Source organism: Kosakonia sp. BYX6 (assembly GCF_038449125.1).
Classification (GTDB): domain Bacteria; phylum Pseudomonadota; class Gammaproteobacteria; order Enterobacterales; family Enterobacteriaceae; genus Kosakonia; species Kosakonia calanthes.
Genome location: NZ_CP151800.1, coordinates 678,419 through 700,160, shown reverse-complemented (window position 1 = coordinate 700,160; position 21,742 = coordinate 678,419). Strand labels below are relative to the sequence as shown.

Annotated in this window: 22 protein-coding genes, 1 tRNA gene and 1 pseudogene; 10 read left to right on the top strand and 14 right to left on the bottom strand. The window is 51.8% G+C overall.

Features of this window, described 5'->3' with window-relative positions; all coding sequences use genetic code 11:
- Positions 1-47: 47 nt before the first annotated feature.
- The 8 genes from AAEY27_RS03235 to AAEY27_RS03200 all read right to left on the bottom strand — a co-directional run bounded on the left by AAEY27_RS03235 (position 48) and on the right by AAEY27_RS03200 (position 4,477).
- Positions 48-242, bottom strand: a complete 195-nt coding sequence (locus tag AAEY27_RS03235; protein ID WP_342323486.1) for a hypothetical protein — start codon at positions 240-242, stop codon at positions 48-50.
- A gap of 120 nt (positions 243-362) precedes the next feature.
- A complete protein-coding gene (locus AAEY27_RS03230) occupies positions 363-2,579 on the bottom strand; it encodes a replication endonuclease (RefSeq protein ID WP_342323485.1) in 2,217 nt (738 codons plus the stop codon).
- Positions 2,580-2,801, bottom strand: a complete 222-nt coding sequence (locus tag AAEY27_RS03225) for a TraR/DksA family transcriptional regulator (protein WP_342323484.1) — start codon at positions 2,799-2,801, stop codon at positions 2,580-2,582.
- A complete protein-coding gene (locus AAEY27_RS03220) occupies positions 2,801-3,007 on the bottom strand; it encodes a DUF2732 family protein (protein ID WP_425294668.1) in 207 nt (68 codons plus the stop codon). Before AAEY27_RS03220 ends, AAEY27_RS03225 begins: the two co-directional genes overlap by 1 nt.
- Positions 3,008-3,094: 87 nt before the next feature.
- Complete coding sequence (locus AAEY27_RS03215; RefSeq protein WP_342323482.1) at positions 3,095-3,469, bottom strand: hypothetical protein; 375 nt, start codon at positions 3,467-3,469, stop codon at positions 3,095-3,097.
- Complete coding sequence (locus AAEY27_RS03210; protein ID WP_342323481.1) at positions 3,466-3,669, bottom strand: phage filamentation protein Fil family protein; 204 nt, start codon at positions 3,667-3,669, stop codon at positions 3,466-3,468. The genes AAEY27_RS03215 and AAEY27_RS03210 overlap by 4 nt, the downstream gene beginning before the upstream one ends.
- A 4-nt stretch (positions 3,670-3,673) precedes the next feature.
- Positions 3,674-4,183, bottom strand: coding sequence for a phage regulatory CII family protein (locus AAEY27_RS03205; protein ID WP_342323480.1), 510 nt, complete (start codon positions 4,181-4,183; stop codon positions 3,674-3,676).
- Positions 4,184-4,213: 30 nt separating this feature from the next.
- Complete coding sequence (locus AAEY27_RS03200) at positions 4,214-4,477, bottom strand: hypothetical protein (protein WP_342323479.1); 264 nt, start codon at positions 4,475-4,477, stop codon at positions 4,214-4,216.
- Positions 4,478-4,592: 115 nt separating this feature from the next.
- On the opposite strand from AAEY27_RS03200, the gene AAEY27_RS03195 reads away from it, so the two are divergent.
- The 5 genes from AAEY27_RS03195 to AAEY27_RS03175 all read left to right on the top strand — a co-directional run bounded on the left by AAEY27_RS03195 (position 4,593) and on the right by AAEY27_RS03175 (position 8,092).
- Positions 4,593-5,180 (top strand): phage repressor protein CI, encoded by a 588-nt coding sequence (locus tag AAEY27_RS03195; protein WP_342323478.1) that lies wholly within the window; start codon positions 4,593-4,595, stop codon positions 5,178-5,180.
- On the top strand, positions 5,180-6,181 hold the full coding sequence (locus AAEY27_RS03190) for a phage integrase (protein ID WP_342323477.1): 1,002 nt from the start codon (positions 5,180-5,182) through the stop codon (positions 6,179-6,181). The genes AAEY27_RS03195 and AAEY27_RS03190 overlap by 1 nt, the downstream gene beginning before the upstream one ends.
- Positions 6,182-6,216: 35 nt before the next feature.
- A complete protein-coding gene (locus tag AAEY27_RS03185) occupies positions 6,217-7,023 on the top strand; it encodes an HNH endonuclease signature motif containing protein (RefSeq protein ID WP_342323476.1) in 807 nt (268 codons plus the stop codon).
- Between the two features lie 53 nt (positions 7,024-7,076).
- Positions 7,077-7,224, top strand: a tRNA-OTHER gene (locus AAEY27_RS03180).
- A 322-nt stretch (positions 7,225-7,546) separates the two neighbouring features.
- Positions 7,547-8,092, top strand: a complete 546-nt coding sequence (locus AAEY27_RS03175; protein ID WP_342323475.1) for a serine acetyltransferase — start codon at positions 7,547-7,549, stop codon at positions 8,090-8,092.
- Between the two features lie 26 nt (positions 8,093-8,118).
- Here the strand turns inward: AAEY27_RS03175 and AAEY27_RS03170 are convergent, their stop codons facing one another.
- Positions 8,119-9,138 carry a LacI family DNA-binding transcriptional regulator gene (locus AAEY27_RS03170; RefSeq protein WP_342323474.1) on the bottom strand — a complete coding sequence of 340 codons (1,020 nt, stop codon included), beginning with the start codon at positions 9,136-9,138 and terminating at the stop codon, positions 8,119-8,121.
- A 180-nt stretch (positions 9,139-9,318) separates the two neighbouring features.
- Here AAEY27_RS03170 and hisD point away from each other — a divergent pair, with 180 nt between their 5' ends.
- From hisD to AAEY27_RS03155, 3 genes and pseudogenes are all read left to right on the top strand, one after another.
- Complete coding sequence (gene hisD / locus AAEY27_RS03165) at positions 9,319-10,626, top strand: histidinol dehydrogenase (RefSeq protein WP_342323473.1); 1,308 nt, start codon at positions 9,319-9,321, stop codon at positions 10,624-10,626.
- Positions 10,627-10,726: 100 nt separating this feature from the next.
- Positions 10,727-11,092 (top strand): annotated as a pseudogene (locus tag AAEY27_RS22385) (GntP family permease); the annotation flags it as partial.
- 1,270 nt (positions 11,093-12,362) lie between these two features.
- A complete protein-coding gene (locus AAEY27_RS03155; RefSeq protein WP_342323472.1) occupies positions 12,363-13,532 on the top strand; it encodes a DNA repair protein in 1,170 nt (389 codons plus the stop codon).
- A gap of 36 nt (positions 13,533-13,568) precedes the next feature.
- Here the strand turns inward: AAEY27_RS03155 and AAEY27_RS03150 are convergent, their stop codons facing one another.
- Positions 13,569-14,339, bottom strand: a complete 771-nt coding sequence (locus AAEY27_RS03150) for a siderophore-interacting protein (protein WP_342323471.1) — start codon at positions 14,337-14,339, stop codon at positions 13,569-13,571.
- Between the two features lie 239 nt (positions 14,340-14,578).
- Here AAEY27_RS03150 and AAEY27_RS03145 point away from each other — a divergent pair, with 239 nt between their 5' ends.
- On the top strand, positions 14,579-15,097 hold the full coding sequence (locus tag AAEY27_RS03145; protein WP_342323470.1) for a PadR family transcriptional regulator: 519 nt from the start codon (positions 14,579-14,581) through the stop codon (positions 15,095-15,097).
- On the opposite strand, the gene AAEY27_RS03140 is transcribed toward AAEY27_RS03145, so the two are convergent.
- Both AAEY27_RS03140 and AAEY27_RS03135 read right to left on the bottom strand, forming a co-directional pair.
- Positions 15,094-16,656 (bottom strand): methyl-accepting chemotaxis protein, encoded by a 1,563-nt coding sequence (locus AAEY27_RS03140; RefSeq protein WP_342323469.1) that lies wholly within the window; start codon positions 16,654-16,656, stop codon positions 15,094-15,096. The two genes, AAEY27_RS03145 and AAEY27_RS03140, sit on opposite strands and share 4 nt — an antisense overlap.
- A gap of 443 nt (positions 16,657-17,099) precedes the next feature.
- Positions 17,100-18,620, bottom strand: coding sequence for a methyl-accepting chemotaxis protein (locus tag AAEY27_RS03135; protein WP_342323468.1), 1,521 nt, complete (start codon positions 18,618-18,620; stop codon positions 17,100-17,102).
- Positions 18,621-19,053: 433 nt separating this feature from the next.
- Between AAEY27_RS03135 and ygjG the strand changes: the two genes are divergently transcribed.
- Positions 19,054-20,433, top strand: coding sequence for a putrescine aminotransferase (gene ygjG, locus AAEY27_RS03130; RefSeq protein ID WP_342323467.1), 1,380 nt, complete (start codon positions 19,054-19,056; stop codon positions 20,431-20,433).
- 79 nt (positions 20,434-20,512) lie between these two features.
- On the opposite strand, the gene lsrG is transcribed toward ygjG, so the two are convergent.
- Both lsrG and lsrF read right to left on the bottom strand, forming a co-directional pair.
- Positions 20,513-20,809 carry a (4S)-4-hydroxy-5-phosphonooxypentane-2,3-dione isomerase gene (gene lsrG, locus AAEY27_RS03125; RefSeq protein WP_342323466.1) on the bottom strand — a complete coding sequence of 99 codons (297 nt, stop codon included), beginning with the start codon at positions 20,807-20,809 and terminating at the stop codon, positions 20,513-20,515.
- Complete coding sequence (gene lsrF / locus AAEY27_RS03120; RefSeq protein WP_342323465.1) at positions 20,806-21,693, bottom strand: 3-hydroxy-5-phosphonooxypentane-2,4-dione thiolase; 888 nt, start codon at positions 21,691-21,693, stop codon at positions 20,806-20,808. Before lsrF ends, lsrG begins: the two co-directional genes overlap by 4 nt.
- Between the last annotated feature and the right edge of the window lie 49 nt (positions 21,694-21,742).

The following is a 21,742-nucleotide window of genomic DNA, read 5'->3' as shown; positions in this document are numbered from 1 at the left end:
ACCCAAACTGAGCACAATAATTGAGCTCATATGCAATCAGTTTTTATTCATTGTTTTTCCAATGGAACCGCCGAAAACGAGACAGAAAACTCATTATTTTTCATTGAACTACCTTTTGCCAATTCAGCAATCAAATCCAAAGCTATTTCGCGATCCCTTTCACGACAAATTCCTTCGGTGGTCAAACGCGCAATCAATTCGACCCGCTCCAGCATGACCACTTCCTTCAACTCGTTATCCACAAGACCTCCCCAGACGAGATACTGTATAAACATACAGTAACATGTAATATTGCGAAATGGGAAGTAAAAAAAGCGCTCCACTAATTATGGTATGTGCATGATATAAATATGAATTAACGATCATCTATGCATAGCCATTTCAGCTAAGTCCGCAACGCGCTTAAGAATTTCCCTACGTCTGACCTGACGTGAAGGTGATGCTGGAAATATCTCCCCTGACGCCGACCCCGTGCACCATTTACCACCGATAAAACTCTTACCGCCCGCCATCAAATGCAGCGCTTCGCCGCGACTTAAGGTTATGCCGGTCGATAACTGGATCTCATCAATCGTTCGGGCTATAGCTTCGTCCTGCTCTGCCGTTCCGTGGATAAATTTACGCCGGGCAACCGGCTTTTTATCCCTTAACCGGTTAGTTAACTGCCGTCGCTCATAGCGACTCAGGGGTTTAGATAAATCCAGCATCGGCGGATCACTTTCGCTTCCCGTACAGTTATTGACAGAACTCCGAGAGGGCGCAGAAGCGCCCTTAACGTCAACGGCCAAATCAACGGCACGCTTCGGCACAATCTTCCATTGTGTGAGACGGGTTAAAATTGGGGAATCTGCGCCGACAGTGGCGTCGTACACGCCCTTAATGCAGACCGTCTCCTCACCATACTGGTTAAGCTCGGTACGCGGCTCATAAAGGGTACGCACCTGTAAATCGTCCCGGCGCACGAAAGGACCACCCTGAGCATTAACATAGTCAGCCCATCGCCCATAATGAGCCGCGTCATGCACTTCGGCGAATTCAACACTAAGCGCTCTGGCTGTTTCTGGGTCAGCCATTTTGCGCAGCTCCCTGTAGACAGTCACAGGCGCACCGCCGATAAACTGAAACTGACGGATGTGCCAGCGAGCCGCCCAGGCTGAAACGGCAGGAGCGGTTTCTTTCAACAACTCGCCGCTTTCGTCATCGGTTTCATCATCGAGCGCGTAACCGTCGATATTTTTTGAAATGTATTTAGCGACATAGCCCGTTGCGCTTCCCTTATCCGGGTCGATGGCCTCCGCATGGAAACGCGCCTTTCGAGCCTTGTCGCTTTTGAGCTCGCTTTCGTCCTCCTGCCACGCATAATCACGGATAACTTTGCGCACGCGCTCGACATCTTCCGGCAGCATAAACATCAACATATGCCAGTGCGGGGTTGCGTCATGATGAGGTTCGGCGACGCGGATCCCAAATATGCGGATTTCTTCGCGGTGAAGTTTGGCGCGGATGCGCGCCCAGAGTGAGGTTAAATAATTCTGCGTATCGGACGGGCTCGCCCCGTTCCATTTATGGTTACGGTAGCCCGCTTTAGTGGTGGCGTGATATTTCGACGGCGCTGTCAGCGTGTAGAACTCACCAACGTAACCGAGCTCATTACAGATATTTTCGAATCCGCGGATTCTGGTCATCAGCTCACAGCGACGAATCGCCGGGTTAGCGACCGAGCCGTCATATTTTTCAATCAGGCTGAATCGGTTGCCGTCGTCGTCTTCCAGCTCCAGTCCCTTAAGAAATTCGCGTGTGCGGCGCTTCTGCTCGCGCCAGTCGGTTACGCAATTCTTGCTGGCGTAGACGTGTTTTTTCTTGCTGACGTTGCCGACCGCAATTTGTAGATGTTCGCGCCATGCAGAAGCAACCCGCCGCAACCGGCCACGCCACCACGTCTCATTAAACATGCGCATAACAGCCGGGGCGATTTCGTCCTCACCGACATATTTATTTGTCACGCGCTCCCAGTGTGGCGGCGTCACGTTGAACTGCATGGCAATCATACCGGCGCGCATGTACCAGCGATAAAGCGTTTTCAGCTCACCAGCTTCGTTATCATCATTATCCGCCAGCTCCGAGCGGATAAAGTTAGCGATATCAGCAGCCAGCAGGTCAATATCGGCACGCGACATATCCGGGAGCCGGTTATATCTGGCGACCATATTGACCATGCGTGACGCCAGATATTGCATGATCCGAGTATCGAAGTGACCATTAAAAACTGCGGCAGACACATCACTGTTAATGCCGGTGGACTGGTATTTTTTGGCGACCAGTTCAAGGCGCGGCAATGCCTTTTTGCAGAAGCTGATCAAAAAGGCATTGGCTCGCTGACTGTCGTGATGTTGCTCCAGCGTTGCAGCGGTACGAATCACATCATAACGCACACATTCAGGCTGGAGAGATAACGCTTTGCGCGCATGCAGCAACGCCGCAATCATATGATCGCGACGATGCTGTTCGGCATAAGTAAGATAGGGGCTGGCTATTGCTGACCGGGGAGCATTCCACGGGTAAGCATACGAGATCGCCACTCAAACGCCCCTGTAATGTTTCGACTTCAACTCGCTGATTTGTTGGCAGGTGACGCAAAGCGCCACGCCGTGAATTGCCATGCGGCGGGCTTCCGGGATAGATGCGTCGCACTCCTCACAGGTAAAACGCGATGGCGCGCTTATACGGCTGCGCGCATTGTTGATATGGCGCTCGCGTTCTTCCTGCTCACGTTGTTGGATGAGATCCATTGCGTCGGCCATCAGTGCAGCTCCTGAGATTCGTTCTCAAAACGGGTCGCCTCGCGGCGCAGCAATTCAGCGGCTTCTTTGCCGTTCATGCCTTCCTGGGTGATATAGACGGCCAGAGCCTCAAGACGCGATGAAACAGCAGCGGCACGGGCGCAGCGTTCTTCTCGCTTTGCCTTATCGAGCATCAAAAACAGCGGGTCTTTGTCAGCGATAAACATCTTTGGTAATTCCTGTTGCATCACTCTTTCTCCAGATTTCGGGCAAAGAAATGCCCGGCGGGTTTACGCCATTAATTGCGGGTTTGTTTATTTAGCTAAGATGCATTCATGAACAGAAAATCGACGGGGCAAAATACTCCCCCAGCGAGTAATTTCATTCATTGCCTGAATAATCATTTTCCGGCGATTCACGTCGAAAGATTCAAAAGGCTGACCGACTTCATCACTACGGAATGAGCCGGGGCTGGTGCGGTTAGCCAGCGTCATCACGACAAACTTAAAATTGTCATCAAGCTTGTTGAAATTACGCAGCGCTCGATTTTCAGTCATTTTTAATTTCTGATGAAAGCGGGCGAAACACTCTTCCCCGGACATGGTTTCCGGTTGTTCCGCAAGGCAATCAGAATTGTTAAATAACTTTGCCGCTGGAATATTCTGAGCGGTGATATTCATTCCGTTCATATTGACCCCTGCAATATTTTCAGCAAACGCTCAACCGTCTTAGGTTTACGCTTCGTCTGTAAATCACTTAACAGCTCTGACTGGTTATGCGAGGGATGCCAGCGCTTACCATTGGTTCCTGCTATCCAGCCGTGACCGTAATGCATGGACGGGCTTTGCTTAACCAGCAGGGACGCGAACGATGGTTCATTGTTCATCATCACCTCACATTAGCCCGAACGATGCGCCGAGACCGCTCACGGTATCAATAGCACTCGCCATTGCCGGGTTAGCCTGGAGGCGCGCCTGTAATGCCAGGGCGGTCAAAGAAAGCAAGCGAATACCAGAATTCACGCTTTCAATCATGTTGTGCTTAAGTGCCTGGGTAAGACGTTCTGTCGATGCCGCGCCACCCGCCAGCGTGCCTAGCTCATTCATCGCGCGCATGACATATGTCTGCAATTTATCCTTAGCCAGCTCGTTAACCGGCACACAGGGCAAACAATGGATTTGCGCCAGAAAACCATCAACGAGGGTTGAATCCTCAGTCAGGTCAGTCAGTAACCAGATTTCGGCTGGTGTTAACTGGTGCGGTTGTTCCGGGTTGAGCTTGTTACGCAGTGTCTGAACATTCATACCTGCGCGTTCGGCTAGCTTCGCCATATTGTGGCGCTGAGCAAATGCCTTACACGCTTCGTCAAAATGGGGATGTTTGGAAACCTGAAAATCAAACATGTCGCATCCTTAGAATTCACTTAAAGTGAATCACGCCCCAAATACGAGTTGAAAGCGAGAATGACCCAACGCCTTGCGTAATTGATCTTCTTTCCAGCGGGCATAGTAGATACGAATCGGGCCACTTGCTTTCTTACAGCCTTTGCGGATAGAGCGTGGCTCAATAGGTACACATGGGTTGTCGCCGGTCGTCCAACGGTAAGCGGTACGCTCAGATATCCCTTCCAGCTCTGCAAACTGTTGCAGAGTAACAATAGGGGCAGGCACTTTGATGATTGCGATTTCAGAAGCCATATTGCATGATTCCTTATTTGAAAATTTCAGACAGTGATTGCCAAAGTTTTGCCGACGTTTGCCATCGACTGCCACCAACAACCGAATCCTAATTCCAATAATGGAATCGGTCAATATGAGAATGCCATTTATGGACTTTGAAAGCCAAATTTCAAACGAGGAAGTTTTAGATAGGATCTGTCAGGTCTACGGGTTCACTCAGAAAATTCAGCTCGCAAACCATTTCAATATCGCTGCTAGCACGCTGCAAAACCGCTATACGCGCGGTAATATCTCTTACGATTTCGCTGCATTTTGTGCTCTTGAAACTGGCGCCAACATTAAATGGATCCTGACAGGGCAGGGATCACAAAAAGCTGAAGAACACTCAAAATCATCTTACGAACTCCAATTATTCACATTAAGTGAGGGTCGCCTTACTGAAAATGGTGTTTTGAATATCGACCTTGAGCTTTTCGAAAAACCTTTAAAAAGTGCTATCTGCATTAGAAGCGAGAGCAAAAGTTACATCACTGAGAAAGATGCGCCTTTAGCTGACGGTCTCTGGATTGTTGATGTTGAGGGTGCAATCAGCCTCCGTGAACTTACGGTTCTTCCCGGGAAAAGATTGCATGTTGCTGGAGGTAAAGTACCGTTTGAGTGTGGAATTGATGAGATCAGAACAATTGGTCGTGTAGTGGGTGTGTACAGCGAGGTTAATTGATGACTGTCCGTAAAAACCCCGCTGGCGGCTGGATATGTGAGCTCTACCCGAACGGGGCAAAAGGCAAACGCATCAGAAAGAAATTCGCCACCAAAGGCGAGGCGCTGGCCTTTGAACAATACACCGTACAAACTCCGTGGCAGGAAGAAAAAGAAGACAGGCGCACGTTAAAAGAGTTAGTTGACGCATGGTATAGCGCCCATGGTATTACGCTGAAAGATGGCCTCAAACGTCAGCTCGCGATGCACCATGCTTTTGAGTGTATGGGCGAACCACTTGCACGAGATTTCGATGCGCAAATATTTTCCCGATATAGAGAGAGAAGATTGAAAGGCGATTATGCCAGATCAAATAGGGTAAAAGAGGTATCACCCCGAACGCTTAATCTAGAACTGGCCTACTTCCGGGCGGTGTTCAATGAATTAAATCGTCTTGGAGAATGGAAGGGCGAAAATCCGCTGAAAAATATGCGTCCTTTCCGCACGGAAGAAATGGAAATGGCCTGGCTAACTCAAGACCAGATTGCACTATTGGTCGCTGAGTGCAAACGACATGACCACCCTGACTTAGAAACCGTGGTAAAAATCTGTCTCGCCACTGGCGCTCGATGGTCTGAGGCTGAGAGCCTGAAAAAAAGCCAGCTCGCGAAATACAAAATCACCTACACCAACACTAAAGGCAGAAAAAACCGCACCGTTCCCATAAGCAAAGAGCTTTATGACGCCCTGCCTGATGATAGAAAAGGACGGTTATTCAGTGATTGCTATGGCGCGTTCCGATCAGCGCTGGAAAGAACAGGTATCGAATTACCGGCAGGGCAACTTACCCACGTTTTGCGCCATACCTTCGCCAGTCACTTTATGATGAATGGTGGAAATATTTTAATTTTGCAGCGTGTGCTTGGGCATACAGACATCAAGATGACGATGCGTTATGCTCATTTTTCACCGGATCATCTTGAAGACGCAGTTAAGCTTAATCCATTAGCAGTATCCAGTTGAAATAAAAACTAACTGAAAGTTCTAAGGAGATGGTAATGTCAGAAAACAGGCCCCCAATACCAGAACCCATTAAAAGAAAAGTCAGACAACAATGCGGCTTTGGCTGTGCTATTTGCGGAATGCCGTTTTTTCAATACGATCACATTGAAGAATATGCAGATGTACAAGAACATAACGAAGGCAATCTTGTTTTATTGTGTCCAAATCACCATGCAGCAAAAACAACAAAAAAACTATCAAAAGAGCGTATTCGCGAAGCCAAAGTTAATCCATTCAATAATTCAAGAGCATCCACGTCTGTTTATAAGGTCGAACCATCGAGAGAACTTATTACCCAATTAGGTAGCAACGTTATTACAGGCTGGCATACTGATGGGAAAAGTGATCACAATACCGTTTGGGTAAATGGAAAGAGTTTTTTGTTAATCCATAGTGATGAAGGCCAATTTACCATTTCTATAGACGTTACTGATGAAAAGGGTAATATTCTTCTATCAGTGAAAAAAGGTGAGTTAGTCGTATCAACAGCAGCTTGGGATTATGTATACGAAGGTGAAAATATCAAAATTAGAGCAGCCCTCGGAGAAGTTATCTTAGATTTAAATCTATCTGATAAAAAAATTGAAATTGTTAAGGGCATGTTTATAGACAAAAACTTAGATGGATTCAGCGTACAAGATGGTTCACTGAAGTCTATATGTGCAGGCAACTCTATGAGCACCATTAGAAATTGTCGATGGCCTAGCTCAGGTTTTGGGGGATGGGGCATTTTGAATTCAGCATCAGTTCCTAATGTGTCAATTCCTCAGGGGGTAAGCTTTGCCGTGTTCACTCACTATTGAACAACTGGTTAAGTGAGATGGCGTTCGAAAGTTTTGGATAGTGGCGATAAAGTGGCGGTGGAAGTGGCTAAAAATGGGTTATCATTGGCAAACGATGGCAATCTATGTCCATGATAAATAACGCAACTTATTGATTTTCGGTTGTTCCGGTAGGAACTCATAATCGCTTGGTCGTTGGTTCAAACCCAACAGGGGCCACCAGATTCCAGCTTTAAAATCATATAATTAAGCCACTTCATGCGAAGTGGCTTTTTTGTTTCTTTTTAAATACTGTCGCTAAAATGGCGGCAAAGAGTTCCGATGCCACTGTCCAATCCCACCGTAAAAGGAATCTATTTTTATTTCCATGGAGTTTCCGACTGATAATTTGAGTTAACAGAAAAGACCAGAAAACAAAATTAAAAATAACAAATAAAAAACAATAAGTTATATATTTTTTTAAGCATTAATTTCGGGATTGAAGCCCATCTTTTACCCGGTATACTTGCCATCGCTTATCTATAAAAACTATTTCTCTGGTCAAATGAATATTGAATTTTTAAAAGAATGCATTCGCGTAGAAGTGATTGGACGCGATCACGAATTTTCATGGCGCAAAGCCATTACTCGTACCAGAAGGCATCGCCGCAAATACTTTATGTTTTGGTGGCGAGTAGCCTGTTACCTTTATGCACAAGGAGGAATGAAACGCCGCATTGCGCGCCGTATCGAAGCCAAATTGCATCGACTTTATGATATTGAAATCCCTCTCACGGTACAGATTGGCGCGGGGTTAGACCTGGCTCATATGTCCGGAATCATCATTACTGGTTACTGTAAAATCGGCGAGAGACTTCATATTAAACAAGGCGTTACGATAGGCTTGCGGTCTAAGCCGGAAGATGCGCAAATCATTATCGGTGATGATGTGAATATTGGTTGTAACTCATCAGTACTGGGCGGAAAAATCACCGTTGGCAATAACGTGACAATTGGCGCGCACTCATTAGTGATTAAAGATGTTCCCCCGAACTCGATTTACATGAATCAAATCGTCCCTTGCATCCGCCCAAAAGATCAGGCGCTTTAAGCGCCTTTCTTTTCTTTCCAGACTTTTCAACAGCGCTGCGGCCTGGTACTTCCCCTAACCACCAATTCCCCTTTCAGCACATGCTGCACAGGTGCCGCTTGCGGGTTCTCCAGTTGCGTTTTCAACACGGCGATGGCGGATTCAACCATCGCCGCTAACGGCTGAACCCAGGTAGTGAGATTAATAAGCGGCCAGTTGGACATTGCAATGTCATCGAAGCCGACCACGGAAATATCGCGCCCTGCCTGCATCCCCATTTCGCCCACCGCCACGTTGAGTGCGGCGATAGCCATCATGTCATTGGCACAAAATAGCGCATCTGGCGGGGTTGGGAGCGCCATCAGCCGCCGGGTGGCATTCATTGCCTCTTCTATCGACCACATTCCGCTATCACGCAGCGGCGGCCTCGCACCGCGTTCTTCCAGCCGCTGTCGAAAACCCATTTCACGGTCAAAACTGGTGGATGAAGTATCCCGGCCAGCGATAAACGCCAGTTGCTGGTGACCAATATCCAGCAGGAAATCGGCGATGGCGGCCCCGCCACCCAGGTTATCGCTGGTGACACTGGAAACAGACTGGCTGTCGACTTTGCGGTTGAGCAACAAAACGGGCAAATCCATCTGTTGGCACTCCTGCGCAAAATGCGAGGAGAGGCTGCTGGAAACCAGCACCAACGCTTCAACGCGATGGCGCAGGATCTCTTCCATGATCGGCGTGGTGTCGTCGTCGCGATACATCGAAAACAGCAAGACGCGATACCCCATCACGTTGAGCTTGTGGGAAAGCTCATCAAGGATCGCGGCATAAAAAGGGTTCACCAGCCCCGGCACCACAATGCCAATCAGCGTGGAGCGCCGGGTAATCAGCGATTGGGCAATAAAACTGGGGCGATAGCCCAGTTCTGCAGCCACTTTACGCACTTTCTCTTTGGTGGTTGGCGATATTTTTGCGCCTTCGGTAAAAGCCCTGGAAACCGCAGATTGCGAGACGCCCGCCGCTTTCGCGACGTCGTAACTTGTGACCGCACGTTTGTGTGAACCCGCCATTCCTTTGTCTCCCCCTAACGAATGCCTCGTCATTATGCGGGAATATCCTCGGGTGTCACTCATTTTGCGATCTGCTTTGCATTCGAATGCATTACTACTTTCCATAACATTTCATTCACGCCAGGATACGAGTGAATTCGAATGCATTATCATTTCATTAACATAATAGTGAGGCGAATTATGGCTATCTGGCTTAAGCGCGGTGCGGAATCTGAAGCGGTGAAAACGCACGATCGCTCCGTTCGTGAAACAGTTGAAAAAATCCTGGCGGATATCGAAGAACGTGGTGATGCAGCCGTTCGCGAATTGTCGATGAAGTTCGACAAGCTCGACAGAGAGGATTTTCGCCTCTCGCCGCAGGAGATCGATGACTGCTATGCCCTGCTATCAGAGCGTGATATTGCCGATATCCGCTTCGCGCAGGAACAAGTACGTAATTTTGCCCAACATCAGCGCGACAGCATGAAAAATATCGAGGTGGAAACCCTGCCGGGCGTGATCCTCGGTCATAAACACATTCCGGTGAGCGCGGCGGGTTGCTACGTTCCTGGCGGCAAATACCCGCTCTTAGCCTCGGCGCATATGTCGATTATCACCGCGAAAGTGGCGGGTGTGCCGCGTATTGTGACCTGCGCACCGCCGTTTAATGGCAAACCGGCGCCCGCGATTGTGGTGGCACAGCATATGGCTGGCGCGGATGAAATTTACTGTCTGGGCGGCATCCAGGCTGTTGCGGCGATGGCGGTCGGAACAGAAAGCATCGCGCCGGTCGACATGCTGGTCGGGCCGGGAAATGCCTTTGTTGCTGAAGCCAAGCGCCAACTGTTTGGCCGCGTCGGTATCGATCTATTCGCAGGCCCAACTGAAACGCTGGTTATCGCCGATGAAAGCGTGGACGGTGAAATCTGCGCCACCGATCTGCTGGGCCAGGCGGAGCATGGCCCAGATTCCCCGGCGATTTTGTTGACCACGTCTGAATCGCTGGCGCGAGAAACGCTGGCGGAAATCGATCGTTTGCTGGACGTGCTGCCCACCGCCGAAATCGCCCGCCAGTCATGGGCAAAATTCGGTGAAGTAATCGTCGCGCAAGATAAACAGGAATTGCTGGATATCGCCAATGATCTGGCCTTCGAACATGTTCAGGTGATGACCGACGATCCCGACTGGTTCCTCGCCAATATGCAGAACTTCGGCGCGCTGTTCCTCGGACCGCGAACCAATGTGGCCTACGGCGACAAAGTTATCGGCACCAACCACACCCTGCCAACGCGCAAAGCGGCGCGTTACACCGGCGGCCTGTGGGTCGGCAAGTTCATCAAAACCTGTACTTACCAAAAAGTCCTCACCGACAGCGCTTCCGCGCAGGTTGGCGAATACTGCTCTCGCCTGTGCGCGCTGGAAGGTTTCGCCGGACACGGGGAGCAGGCCAACATCCGCGTGCGCCGCTACGGCCATAAAGATGTGCCGTACGCGGGGATTCCTGAGTAATCACCACGAATTGCTGCGGGGGGCAGGATAAGCAACCCTGAATAACATCGGCTGCCCTATAACAAGGAGAAAAGTGGCAGCCATGCTGATGGATAACCCTATGGATGTTTTGATTGCCTTACTGGCGTTGGGATTGCTGATGTTAGCCGCCTATCGCGGCTACAGCGTGATTCTCTTTGCCCCGCTGGTCGCGCTCGGTGCGGTGCTGTTAACGCAGCCCGCCGCAGTCGCGCCCGTCTTCAGCGATATCTTCATGGATAAGCTGGTTGGATTTGTGAAGCTCTATTTCCCGGTATTTTTGCTCGGGGCGGTGTTTGGCAAACTTATCGAATTTGCCGGTTTCTCCCGTTCGATTGTCAGTGCCGTCACCCGGTTGATGGGCCATAACAAAGCGATGCCGGTGATTATTCTGGTTTGTGCCTTGCTGACTTTCGGCGGTGTTTCGCTGTTTGTGGTGGTGTTTGCCGTTTACCCCTTTGCGGCGGAGATGTTTCGTCAAAGCCAGATCCCAAAACGGCTGATGCCCGCGACCATCGCGCTCGGGGCTTTCACATTTACGATGGATGCGCTGCCAGGTTCGCCACAAATACAGAACATCATCCCAACGACGTTTTACGGCACAACCTCCTGGGCTGCGCCGTGGCTGGGCATTCTCGGTTCGGCGTTTGTGGGGATTGGCGGCTGGCTCTATCTTGAAGTGTTGCGCCGCCGGGCACAGCGTAACGGCGAAGGTTACGGCACTAATCTGGTGAATGAACCGGAAACACCAGAAGATTTGAATTTACCGCATCCGTTTATTGCTTTGCTGCCGCTGATTGTCGTCGGCGTCGCCAACCTGCTCTTCACCTGGTTTATCCCGCAAGCCTACGGCGGGAACTTTATGATTGACCTGCCAGGGTTGAAAGCGCCGCTGGAGAGCGACGTGCAAAAGATGGTCGCCATCTGGGCAGTCATGGCAGCGCTACTGTGCGGCATCGTCACGATCTTTCTGTTTGCCTGGCGTAACCTGAAAGGCAAGCTGGCGGACGGCAGTAAAGTGGCGGTTGGCGGCGCGATGCTCGCCTCGCTGAACACCGCATCAGAATATGGTTTTGGCGGTGTTATCGCCGCGTTGCCGGGGTTTGTGCAAGTGGCAGACGCGCTGAAAGTGATCCCAAACCCGATGCTTAATCAGGCGATTACGATCAATATTCTTTCCGGGATCACCGGGTCTTCGTCGGGAGGGATGAGCATTGCGCTGGCCGCGATGGCCGATCGCTTTATCGAGTCGGCACAGGCGGCGGGGATCCCGCTGGAAGTGATGCACCGCGTCGCGTCAATGGCCGCGGGCGGGATGGATACCTTGCCGCACAATGGCGCGATCATTACGCTGCTCGCCGTCACCGGGCTTACTCACCGCCAGGCGTATAAACCGATTCTCGGTATCACGCTGTTTAAAGTCCTCGGTGCGTTCTTCATTATCGGCGTTTACTACACAACAGGCCTGGTTTAGCAGGCCGGGTCGTCTGCATGGCAGGCGGCCCTTTACTGATACTTAGCCCCCTCTTAGCGCGCAATTATGCAGGCATTTCACCGAATTGCGCCGCCATAAGCGCAATTTTCATAGAAACACTAACGCATTGAAATATGTCCCATGTAAGATGAGGCCGGACTGTTGCGAGTTTCGCAATCATGGTCCAAATTTGATGAATAATTACTCCCCTTAACAGACTCATTAAGCGCTTTGACGAAACGCCATGAACAAACCTATAAAACGGCTTGAAATCATCAAATACGCCATTGAACTGGAGGATGACAGCATCATCCTCAGCCAACTTCCGTCGCTTAAAAATGAAGTCACGGACCCGGAGTTAGCGTTTATCGTTCACGCGCTTGAAGAGAAAAACTACAGCGATGCGATACGCGCCATCACCGCCTGGCTGCAAAATCAGCGCTCAATAGTGAGCTGGCAGGATCCGCAGGTTGCCGCCAGCAAGCTGGAACTGAAAGCGCTGGAAGAGCAAATGCGGGATTTGATCGACAAGCGCAACGCGCGCATCCAGTTGCTGGATGAATTTAACGATCTCTATTTAAACCGCCTCGGGCCGCTGATGTCGCAAATCCTGCGTTTGCGTAAAACCCTCGCCGAAGCCGCCGTTCGCCGCCAGGAAGCAGAAGCCCGCCGTCGCGAAGCCGATTATCTGCGTTGCCAGAAATACCTCTCGCAGGCGGTAGAGGTGCTGGTGACATTAACGCAGCGCTGGCAAAGCATGCCGCCTCACTCCATGCAGGCGGCGGAAGCGCGCAAACATCTGCAACAGCAAAGCGATTTGATTGCCTCCCTGCTCGCCGAAGCGCAGGAACTGGAGCGCGGTCTGACGCGCGAAGACGAACCGGCACGCCAGGCGCGTGACGAAGCGCGTCATGAGTATGAAAGTTATCAAGAGCAGCAGCACGATGCGGAAAAACGCTTCAGCTTCGAGCAGAAAATGACGGAAGACGAGCGTCATGAGCTCAAACGATTGTGGCGCCAGGCCAGCAAACTCTGCCACCCAGACTTGGTGGATAATGATTTGAAAAATGACGCCCACGGCATGATGGTGCAGCTTAATCAGGCGCGCCAACGCGGCGATCTCAGCGCAATTCGCTCGATTCTGACTCGCTTACAAAAAGGGCTGGAACCGTTGATGGCAAGCGATCGTTTGAACGATTTGCAGCGCCTGCGCCAGCGCATCCTTGAAGTGAAGCAGCATATCGCCAGCCTGATTGAAGAGCTGGCGACGCTTGAAAAAGAGGAGTCCTGGCAGCTGGTCTCTACGCTCGGCGATCGGGAAACCTACTTCCGCCAGCAGGAGAAAGCGCTGGCAGAGATTCGCCAGACGCTTGAACAGCAGGTCAGCGAAGCCGAATACGACGAAGTTGCCTGAACGAAACAGGCCCGGTGATCGCACCGGGCCTGCGTTTTATTTGTTATGCCAGTACGCCTGCGCACGCACCAATTGTGGGTCGATGCCATCAGCTTCAAAACGCTTCATCAGCGATTTCACCCCCTCGCCTTCCCCGGTCAGCCAGATAAAATAGTCCTCATCCGGCACAGCCAGTGTTGCCAGTTTGTCGGCCACCGCCTGCGGGTTATGCCCGACAACCCACTGAATATCAAACCCGCTTAAATGGGCGAAATAATCCTGATACGCCGCATCCGCAACGGTCACTACCGCTGTGACTTTCGGTCGCACAGCCAGTTGGCTTAAACCTTCCAGGCGACGACGCAGCGCCGGCATCCCGGACTCGTCACAGACATAAAGCTGCCAGGCGTAGTCTTCTGGCACCACCAGCGAACCGCGCGGCCCGCCAATCGTCAGTGTATCGCCCGCCTGCGCGTTGACCGCCCAGTTGCTCGCCACACCGCCGTCGTGAATGTAGAAATCCAGCACCAGTTCATGGCGGCTGGCATCGTACAGCGGCGTATAGTCGCGGGAAGCCGGGCGCGGCCCGTCGCCCCAGTTGATGCCTTCATCCGTGACCACGGGCGGCACAAAATGCGTGCCCGGCGCCGGGAAAAAAACTTTGCTGTGATCGTCGAACCCGCGCGAGGTAAAGCCGTCAAGCTGCTCGCCGCCGAGCACAATACGCTGGAAGCCGCTGCCCGCGCGTTCTACGCGCAAAACAGTTAGCTCGCGAAAGCGCAGTTCATTACGAACGCGCTGAGGATAACGTTGAGATTGGGGGGTCATAATCGGCCTTCGTGAAAGTGAATACGATATATCTAAATGTTGTGCAAATGATAATGGTTGTTGTTTATGAAGAAGGCAAGATCTTTTTACGATATAGCCACGGTTAAGCGCACAGCTTGTTAAGCCATATAACAAAAAACATATTTATCAATAAATTAAATACATATTCGAGTTTTGAGTTGTCGATAAGCATGATTTAGATATAAATTAGATATATCAAATTTAAGCCGGAGAATATTATGCGTCAGCCACACGATAGCCACGACCGCGAACATCACCACGGCGGCGGTCGACGCCAGCGCTTTTTCGGGCACGGCGAGCTGCGTCTGGTGATCCTGCAACTGCTACGCAATAACGCCAGCCACGGCTACGAAATTATCAAAGCCATCGAAACCCTGACTCAGGGCAACTACACACCCAGTCCTGGCGTCATTTATCCAACGCTCGATCTGCTGCGCGATCAGCAACTTATTGCGATTAGCGATGAGGAAAATGGCCGCAGGATGATTGCGATAACCGCGCAAGGCGAACAGTGGCTGGAAGAGAACGAACAGCAGTTGGCGCAAATTCAGGCGCGTGTGAAAGCGCGTAATGTCGGGTATCAGTTGCGCAAGAACCCACAAATGAAACGGGCGCTGGAGAACTTCAAAGCGGTGCTGGATTTACGGGTTAATCAGGAGGAGATCAGCGCCGCGCAACTGAAACAGATAATCGGCATTATCGACCGCGCGGCGCTGGATATTTCACAACTGGATTAAGCGGTCATCGGCGCTTCACGCAAGCGGAACACTTTGACCAGCTCGCGCAAGTGCAGCGCCTGTTCGTTTAACGCCGCTGCCGCCGCAACGGACTCCTCCACCAGGCTGGAGTTTTGTTGCGTGGTCGAATCAATCAGGCCAATGGCGCTGTTGATTTGCGTAATGCCGTCCGTCTGCTCGCGGCTCGCCTGGCCAATCTCGCGCAGGATCACATCCATCTCTTCGACGTTGTTCACCATGCCGTTAATCAGACCGCTGGCTTTTTCCACCAGCGCCATGCCTTCGCGGGTCTGGCTGGTCGAGCTTTCAATCAGGTGGCGAATATCGTTCGCTGACGAGGCACTTTTCTGCGCCAGTTGACGCACTTCCCCCGCGACGACCGCAAAGCCACGGCCATGTTCGCCGGCGCGCGCCGCTTCTACCGCCGCGTTCAGCGCCAGAATATTGGTCTGGAAAGCGATGGAATCAATCAGGTTGATAATGTCGGACATGCGGTTGGAAGTGTCGTTAATGACGCGCATCTTCTCCGTCACCTGCTTCATCATCTCGCCGTTGTTTTTCACCACCGTCGCCGTTCCCGCAGAAAGGTTCGTCGCTTCGGAGGTGTTTTCCGCGGTGTTTTTGACCGTCGCGGTAATCTGCTCCATCGACGCCGCGGTCTGCTCGACCGAACTGGCCTGCTCTTCGGTTCGCGCCGCCAAATCCTGGTTACCGGCAACAATTTGCGCCGCCGCGCTGGAAATGCTCTCCGAACCGTTCTGTACCTGATGAACAATCTCCACCAGGCGGTTTTTCATCTCCATCAAAGCACGCAGCAGCACGCCGGTTTCATCACGGTGACGGGAATCGATGGTGCGGGTCAAATCGCCATCAGCAATGGCTTTGGCAAATTCCACCGCTTCGCTCAGCGGGCGGGTGATCATGCGCACGATGTACCAGCCAATCAGGCTACCGAGGCCGATGCTGAGAAACGCCAGCACAATTAACAACAGGCGGTTAGCGCCAAAATCAGTCTGCACCTGCTCGCCCGCCGCGCGCATTTGCCCGTCCTGAATGGCAATCAGCGCCAGCACTTTCTGTTTGTAAGCATTCTGGATATTGACCGTGTTGGTCATCATTTCCTGAATCGCCGCGCCACGATCGTTGTTTTTCACGGCTTCAAGGATGCGGAAACGGGAATCAAGGTACTGCTGCCGAACCGCGCGGATGTCGCCGAGGATTTTCTGCGACGGTTCGTCGTGCAGGTTTTTCGAGAGATCTTCAAGCAGAGCGCTAATCTGTGCGCTGATTTCTGAAAGTTGCTTCTGCGACTCCGCGGACCATCTGCCTTCGTTATCGAGCAGCATCAGTTGCTGGGTGCTGACAAAGGTCTGGAAATTATCGATAAGCTGATTGGCTTTAACCGTAGTGGGATAAGCGTTATGAACGATATCTTGCATGCCATTATTTGCACGATTCAGGCTAAGCAGTGATAAACAGGAACTCACTACCATCAACGCAATAAAGAAGCCGAATGCCAGAAATAGTTTCGTGCCAATTTTTACGTCATGTAAAAACATATATTCTCCATGGGTTTGATTATCTTGCTGACATAAGTGTCAAGCCCCTCACCCTAAAGGCTTGCTTAAGTCCCTGGCGCAAATTAAAAGCCTGCCACCAATAGACGTTATCGGTAACCGTAACGCTAACTTTATGACTTTGATCGTTTTTTTATTTCATTACCGTAAGATCCGATAGTTAACGACTATTAATCACCTTTAATCGATCGTTATATGTACAGAATTTTATTTTTACGAAAAACATATTATTGAGACTTAACTAGAGTTAATTATCAATTAACTCTAGCGCCAACAAAAATATTACTCATCTGGATTTCTCGCTTCAATTAATAATAAATTAACAAAAAATAAATATTATCATTACATCTTTACTGGGATAATTTTTAACCGCCAACAAAAAAACCGCCGAAATTCTCAGGCGGTTTTTTTACGTTTAACGGTAATTAATGTAATACGGAAACGGCATCTTGCAGGCGGCCCGCGCGGTGTTTCACCATCGCCGACACTTCCGCGCTTTGCTCGACCAAACCGGCGTTTTTCTGCGTGATGGCATCCAGCTCCGCGACCGCGCGCGTCAGGTCTGTCAGCCCGGTCGCCTGCTCAGAAGTGGACTGGCTGATTTGCCCCAACAGCGCGGTAACGTTTTGCACCTGGCTGACAATGTCGTTCATTGTACGTCCCGCAGCATGAACCTGATCATAGCCGGACTGCACTTTGCTGGCGCTGGCGTCAATCAGTTTGCGGATATCGTTAGCGGCACTGGCGCTGCGGCTTGCCAGGTGACGAACTTCACCGGCGACTACCGCAAAACCTTTGCCTTGCTCGCCTGCCCGCGCGGCTTCTACCGCCGCGTTCAGCGCAAGAATATTGGTCTGGAAAGCGATGTCATTAATCAGCGCGGTGATCGATCCAATGCGCTGGGTGCTGTCGGCAATCTCATCCATGGTTTTCACCACCGTCTCCATCGCCTTGCCGCCATGCGCCGCCGCGCTGCTGGCCGAGCTGGAAAGCTTGTCCGCCGCCGACGCGGTTTCCGAATTGCTTTGCACCGACGCCGCCATCTGGCTCATGGTCGCCACCGTTTGCTGCACATTGACCACCGTCTGACGGGTGCGTTCATTCAGGTCATCGTTGCCCTTCGCCAGCGTTTCGCTGCCGTTACGCACGCTGTTCACCTGGCCGGAAACATCATTGATTAACCAGCGGCACATCAGCCCCAATTGCCCGACAGCCCGCAAAGTCAGCCCCAGTTCGTCGCTGCGGTTCAGCATCTCTACGCTGTTGCGCTCGCCGGTCGCCACGCTCAGCGCCTGGCGCGCCACATTTTCCACCGGGCGAACGATCTGCCATTCAAAGGCCAGGCAACCCACCAGCATTGCCAACGTAATCGCCGCCATCGCCTGCGCATTTCCACCTGTCGACCACAACGCCAGCAACTGCGCCGCCCACAGCAGCGCCATCACGCTGCGCGCACGCCAGCGCAGCGGTATGCAAGCCAGTTTCCCCCACCCGCCTTTGCCGATCACCAGGCCTTTATAGAGGCGTTTTTTACTGCGTCCTTCATTTAATGCGTTATACAGCGGTTCCGCCGCCGCAATCTCCTCCTTTGTCGCCTGGGTGCGAATCGACATATAGCCGGTCAACTGACCGTTACGGACCATTGGAATCGCATTGGCGCGAACCCAGTAATGATCGCCATTTTTGCGGCGGTTCTTGACGATACCGCTCCACGGCTCGCCCTGTTTCAGGGTGAACCACATATCGGCAAACGCCGCTTTTGGCATATCCGGGTGGCGAACAAGGTTGTGAGGCTGGCCGTGTAATTCGTCCAGCCGGTAGCCGCTGGCGTGAACAAAAGCGTCGTTGGCATGGGTGATGTAACTTTGCTGATCAGTCGTTGACATGAGGGTGGTGTCATCGTCCAGCAAAAACGTCTGCTGGCTGACATAAAGAGGAGAAGACATGGTTGCGTCCTGTGCAGGTTATATTGCCGTAAAAAAATTATTGCGAATGTTATTTCGGCGCTAACGAATTTATCTTTAGTTGTTAAATTTGATTTAGATCGCAATTCTCAACAAAACCCTCTATTTACCGGGTTTTTTAACCTGCTGATTTTAATAGTTTCATGATGAAACAACCCAATGGCACTCATTCCTCACGCGCCATAACAGGGCATTTCGCGCACCATTTTGGCGCATACCGCCCACAATTTAGCCAATCCTGTACAACGTTTCACCAGGTTGAACACATTTTATTAACCTAACGCCATGATTAAATCTTGTATGCCTGCGTTTTGCCCTGGTGTTTATCCTGATTTTAAGCAGGCGCTTCGAAGTGGCGTAATCCCTGCAATACTTAAATCGGTATCATGTGATACGCGAGCCCCCGGAGCACATTTTGAACAGGTTACCTTCCAGCGCATCGGCTTTAGCGTGCAGCGCTCACGCCCTGAATCTCATTGAGAAGCGAACGCTTGATCATGAGGAGATGAAAGCATTAAACCGAGAGGTGGTGGATTATTTCAAAGAGCATGTTAATCCGGGGTTTCTAGAGTATCGCAAATCTGTTACCGCCGGCGGGGATTACGGAGCCGTAGAATGGCAAGCAGGCAGTTTGAATACGCTTGTCGACACCCAGGGGCAGGAGTTTTTAGATTGCCTGGGTGGTTTTGGAATATTTAATGTGGGGCACCGTAATCCAGTAGTGGTTTCCGCCGTACAGAATCAACTCGCTAAACAACCCCTTCACAGCCAGGAGCTTCTCGACCCTTTACGGGCGATGCTGGCAAAAACGCTGGCGGCACTCGCGCCCGGCAAACTGAAATACAGCTTCTTTAGCAATAGCGGGACGGAATCCGTCGAAGCCGCGCTGAAACTGGCTAAAGCCTACCAGTCGCCGCGTGGCAAATTCACCTTTGTCGCGACCAGTGGTGCGTTTCATGGTAAGTCCCTTGGCGCGCTGTCGGCGACGGCGAAATCGACCTTCCGCAAACCGTTCATGCCCTTGTTACCGGGCTTTCGCCATGTGCCGTTTGGTGACATTGACGCCATGCGAACCCTGCTGAGCGAATGCCAAAAAACCGGCGACGATGTGGCCGCCGTGCTGCTGGAGCCGATTCAGGGCGAAGGCGGCGTGATCCTGCCGCCGCAAGGCTACTTGCCCGCCGTACGTAAGCTGTGCGATGAGTTTGGCGCGCTGCTGATTTTCGACGAAGTGCAAACCGGTATGGGGCGCACGGGCAAGATGTTCGCCTGCGAACATGAAAATGTGCAGCCGGACATTATGTGTCTGGCGAAAGCGCTCGGCGGCGGCGTAATGCCGATTGGCGCGACCATCGCCACCGAAGAAGTGTTTTCTGTGCTGTTTGATAACCCGTTCCTGCACACCACGACGTTTGGTGGCAACCCGCTGGCCTGTGCGGCGGCGCTGGCGACCATCAATGTGCTGCTGGAAGAAAACCTGCCCGCGCAGGCGGAGCAGAAAGGCGACATGCTGCTGGATGGCTTTCGTGCCCTGGCACGTGAGTATCCGGATCTGGTGCAGGACGCGCGCGGTCGCGGGATGCTGATGGCGATAGAGTTTGTGGATAACGAAACGGGCTACAACTTTGCCAGTGAGATGTTCCGCCAGCGCGTATTGGTTGCCGGAACGCTCAATAACGCGAAAACCATCCGTATCGAACCGCCATTGACGTTGACCATTGAGCAGTGCGAGCAGGTGTTGAAAGCCGCAGCGAATGGGCTGGCGGCATTGCGGGTCACCGCAGAACAGATGTAACAAGATGCCCGGTGGCGCGACGCTTACCGGGCTTGCAGAGGAAGATGCCGGATGACACGACGCCATCCGGCATCTTTCCTCACGACTCCGGCATTAACCCAATAAAACTGCGCTTCTTACGCGGTTCCGACATCAAATCCTCCAACTTCTCCACGCAAGCCAGGTAATGTGGTGTTTCTTTGTGCGCCTGCACGGCGGCATCGTCCTGATACGCCTCATAAATAAAAAAACGGGTTTTCACCTTTGGATCCTGCAACACATCAAAACGCAGGTTGCCCGGCTCGCGGATCGCCCCTTCATGGTTGGCGCGAAACACCTGCAAAAACTCATCCACGCGATCCGGCTTAATGTTGATCTCCACCAGCGTCACATTCATGGTTGCACTCCTTGTTTTTCGTCCAGCCAGAATTGATACGCCTCGCGGGCGTGCATATTTTCATGTACCACTTTTTTCACCGCTTTCAGCATGGCGAGCGGCGCGCTGGACTGAAAGATATTGCGCCCCATATCCACGCCGGACGCACCCTGATCAATCGCGCGATAGCACATCTCCAAAGCCTCCTGCTCGGGCAATTTTTTGCCACCGGCAATCACAATCGGCACCGGACAACTGGCGGTGACTTTCTCAAACCCCTCTTCGACAAAATAGGTCTTCACAAATTGCGCGCCCATTTCGGCGGCAATTCGGCTGGCGAGGGAAAAATAGCGGGCGTCGCGCGTCATCTCTTTGCCCACGCCGGTTACCGCCAGGGTTGGCATGCCGTAGCGGTTTCCCGCGTCCACCAGCTTGATAATGTTGTTGATCGACTGATGCTCGAACTCGCTGCCGATGTAGATCTGCGCCGCGACTGCGCAGACGTTCAGGCGCAGCGCGTCTTCCATCGCCACGGCAATACACTCGTTAGAAAGCTCCGCCAGAATCGAATTCCCGCCCGAAGCGCGCAGCACCACCGGTTTGTTGGTCGCGGGCGGCACGACGCTTCGCAAAATACCGCGCGTACACATCAGCACATCCGTTTCGGGAAACAGCGGCGCGATAGACAAATCAATGCGCTCAAGCCCGGTGGTTGGTCCCTGAAAATAGCCATGATCAAACGCCAGCATCACCGTGCGGTTGCTCGCGGGGTTGAAGATGCGCGCCAGCCGCGCCTGCATGCCCCAATCCAGCGCGCCGCAACCTTTCAGGGCAAAGGGCACGTTTTGCTGCGGGGTAGCAAAACCAAAATCCTTACCGTCTGTAATGCCATCTAAATCCGCCATCGTTCCTCCTGCGAAAAGCTGTGACTGAACAATTGGTTTTGTGATTAAA